Annotated in this window: 3 protein-coding genes; all 3 read right to left on the reverse strand. The window is 44.0% G+C overall.

Annotation, left to right across the window (positions count from 1 at the left end; genetic code table 11):
- Positions 1-174: 174 nt before the first annotated feature.
- Entirely contained in the window at positions 175-1,320 is a 1,146-nt protein-coding gene (locus ACFFAP_RS34200; protein WP_375515382.1) for a beta-ketoacyl-ACP synthase, read from the reverse strand.
- A 47-nt stretch (positions 1,321-1,367) separates the two neighbouring features.
- Complete coding sequence (locus ACFFAP_RS34205) at positions 1,368-2,168, reverse strand: peptidylprolyl isomerase (protein WP_375515383.1); 801 nt, start codon at positions 2,166-2,168, stop codon at positions 1,368-1,370.
- Positions 2,169-2,311: 143 nt separating this feature from the next.
- A complete protein-coding gene (locus ACFFAP_RS34210) occupies positions 2,312-2,881 on the reverse strand; it encodes a photosystem I assembly protein Ycf4 (RefSeq protein ID WP_375515384.1) in 570 nt (189 codons plus the stop codon).
- Between the last annotated feature and the right edge of the window lie 692 nt (positions 2,882-3,573).

A 3,573-nucleotide genomic window follows, 5' to 3' on the forward strand; every position in this document is an offset into this window, starting at 1 on the left:
CTTGTAAATGTTTCAACGTTAGTAACAATTGCTTGAGCATTTGCAGCAATTGCTTATACATTTACAATAAAGACTTAAGCAAAACTTATAAATATTTCAATTTTAGCAGCAATTGATTATATATTTGCTAGAAATGCTTAAACAAAACTTATCAATCATGTTTAACAGACTATTTCATCTTGCTAATGCGATCGCTGCATTCTGTCCCCCAAAGCCAAAACTAAAACATAATACTTGGCGAATTTTACTTAGGCGTGCTGCTGTAACGATATCTAAATCAAATTCTGGGTGCTGCAATCCTATGCAAGGTGGTAAAATTTGATGCTTTAAGGCCATGAGAGAAAAAGCCACACCTAAAGCTCCAGATGCCCCTAGTGTATGACCTGAGCTTCCCTTGGTGGAACTAACTGCCACCCCTTGGGGAAACAAACGCTGGATTACCATGCTCTCCATCTGGTCATTTAGCTGGGTAGCTGTGCCATGAGCATGAATATAATCAATATCGGCTGGTGAGAGACAACTACGTTCTAGACATTGTTTGATGGCAGCGATCGCACTTTTCCCTTCAGGTTCTGGTGAATTACCATGATATGCGTCGTTAGTTAAGCCAAAACCGAGAATTTCACCATACACTTTTGCTTGACGCTGTTTTGCCAACTCTGCTGATTCTAAGACAAACACAGCTGCGCCTTCGCCCAACACTAAGCCTTCCCGGTGCAAATCAAAGGGATAAGCCCCAGTTTTCGCCAAAGCACCCATCTGCTGAAACCCAGCTAAAGTTAGGGGTGTAATTGGTGCTTCCACTGCGCCAGCGATCGCCTGTTGACATTGGCCAGTTTGTATAAGCAAAGCTGCTTGAGCGATCGCCCAAATTCCAGTTGCACAAGCTGCCATCGGTGCTAAAACTATCCCAGATGCACCGATTTGTCTTGCAGCTGCGATCGCATTCATCTGAGGTAATGTATCTAGCCAATTTCCAAAAGAGGACACGGGCAAATTTGCCGCCTCTTCATACATTTGCCGCGCCAGCATTTCCCAAGACGCTTGATAAGAGCGACTCGATCCAATGACTACAGCACAATCAGTTAAAGGTGAAACTAACCCAGAATCTTGCAAAGCAGAAGAAACAACCATTTGAGTCAACATTGTCAACTCAGATGGTTGTTGAGCAATTAAACCTAGAGGAAGTGGTGTAAGTTCTGGAAATGGTTGATGTAATTGAATTCCAGATTTACCTGCTAGCAAATTTTGCCAGCTATCTTCTAAGCTTCTACCCAAGGCGGAAATTAAACCAATACCAGTGACAACAACCTTTACCAATTTAGGAGTTAACAGTTAGGAGTTAGTAGTTATTCTCCCCCTGTCTCTTACTGTCCAGGTGTTTTGAGATTTTCAGCACCTTGGGTGACTTTAGCAGAGTCAATGCGATCGCCTTGCTGAATTTTGTTCACGACATCAAAGCCTTGAGTGACATTGCCAAACACGGCGTAGTTACCATCTAAGAACGCCAAATCTGCTAAAGCAAAGTAAAACTGGGCAGAAGCGGAGCCTGGTGATTGCGATCGCGCCATCGCTACTGCACCCTGCTTATGGGGCAATACGACAGGTTGAGCAGTAGCATCAAATGGTTTATTGTAAGTTGGAGTATCTGAACCTTTCGCCTTAACTTCTAAAGGTATATAACGAGCATTTCCCGTTTTTGGGTCAATATAGCTACCGGTTCCCAGTCTATCTGCTGGAACTTTCGGGTCTTTACTTTGGGGATCGCCCCCTTGAACTACAAACGGTTGGGGTTCGCGTACAACTCGATGGAAAGCTAAACCATCGTAGACACCCTTCTGCACTAAATCTACAAAGTTGCCAGCTGTAATGGGGGCATCAGTGCCGTCTACTTCGATAGTAATCGGTGAGCCTTTAACCGTGAGTACCACAGTAGCCTTGCCTTCGAGGCGTGGTAAATCAGCCAGTCCAGGAATACTCTCACTACTAGTTTGAGATACAGATGTTGCTTCAGTAGTTGTCTTGTTACTTGCCTCGCTTGTGGTCGAGGTAGCTGTCGAAGTTGGAGAAGATGTATTAGAAGCAACTTCCTGTGTTGAACATCCTCCCAACATCAAAGCACTGATAATCACAAGAGAAAGCAAAAATTGTGAAATTTTTAACCGCATTGCCTGTTACCGATTTAACCAGAGTATCTTATCGTTTCGAGGGGAATTGGGAATTGGGAATTGGGCATTGGTCATTAATCAATAATTCTTCTTCCCCTGCCTTCCCTGCTCCCCCTGCTCCCTCATTCCCACTCCCCACTCCCTTACAACCCTTCTAATGACACTCCCAAAAAGCGGGCTAATTTTGCGCCTTCTGTTTCCAACTCTGTTAAAGATAACGGTTGTCCAACCCGTGTTAAGGGTATATCTCGCCGCCCCTTAATGCGTAGATAGAGGGCGCGAAGGGGATTAAGACCTTCTTTGACGGCTATTCGCACAGACTGCACATCTTCTATGCGTCCGTCAATCTCAATTCGGCGGTTTTTCCCAGGAAATCCCCAACGGAATATTTTGATTGTGCCCGTTTCCTGATTAAATTCGTTGTAACCGCCTCCTACGTCCCATAAAATTACTAGCCACAGGTATGTGGCTAATAACAAGCCAGCAGTACCATATAGCCCCATTACCAATCCTTGGGGGACGAATACCAGTTGAGTTGCATCAGAAACTATGAGTAAATTAACTTTCAAATAACTGGATATTCCAGCCAATAAAAAGCCGCTTGCTCCCAAGGTAACGATAGTTGCCCAGCAATAGTTACTGAACCGACGAGAACCGAGAAGATTTTGATGCAGGAGGCGATCGCCTTTGTTAATCGTTGTTGATGCCGTCATTGAACTACCATTGCCCCGTGAGATACTCGCTGTGATATACAAAGCACACTAAATGCTCTTGCATAGAGTGTGTGCTTCTGTACCAATCCGGCTATTGCTTAGGAGGCACTGAAGCTCTGTTTTAAGTCCACGGTATACTTTACCGCAGATGATGAATTTTTTACCCTGTAGCCGACAAATTTTACTGTCCCGGATGATCGCTTACTTGCACTATCGGACAAACCACTAGTACCGCAAGGCGGAAGTCAAAAGTCACGCATTCAAAAGTCAAAAGTATTATGGAATATGCTTTTTAGGGATTTTAGATGGTTGTTCTATTTCCGCCGTGGCGTACTAGGCTATTTGTAATTAGTCAAGATGTGTTAACTTCCTTCCCCCTTGTCCAACGTTTCACATAGTTTTTTTAGAGGTGTATCAACGACCGTGGCGGCGAAGTAACCATCCACATTTTACCAAACATCGTTGACAAAAATTCAACTGCGCCCTTCCCTGTTCCTGCTACTTAATATAATTTGTTAAGGCACTAAGTCCTAAATTTTTTCACTCAATCCCTGATAAAAATTATTTTTCCCCTGCCCCTGTGCCGTCTTTCTCCCCTGCCTTGCATATTTGCAGGATGATTTAGCAATTTCCCAATTTGCCTCCCCTGCCTCCCCTGCCTTTCTTCCTCTACACCTCTAGAATGTAAATTG

Source organism: uncultured Nostoc sp. (assembly GCF_964245575.1).
Lineage (GTDB): Bacteria > Cyanobacteriota > Cyanobacteriia > Cyanobacteriales > Nostocaceae > Nostoc.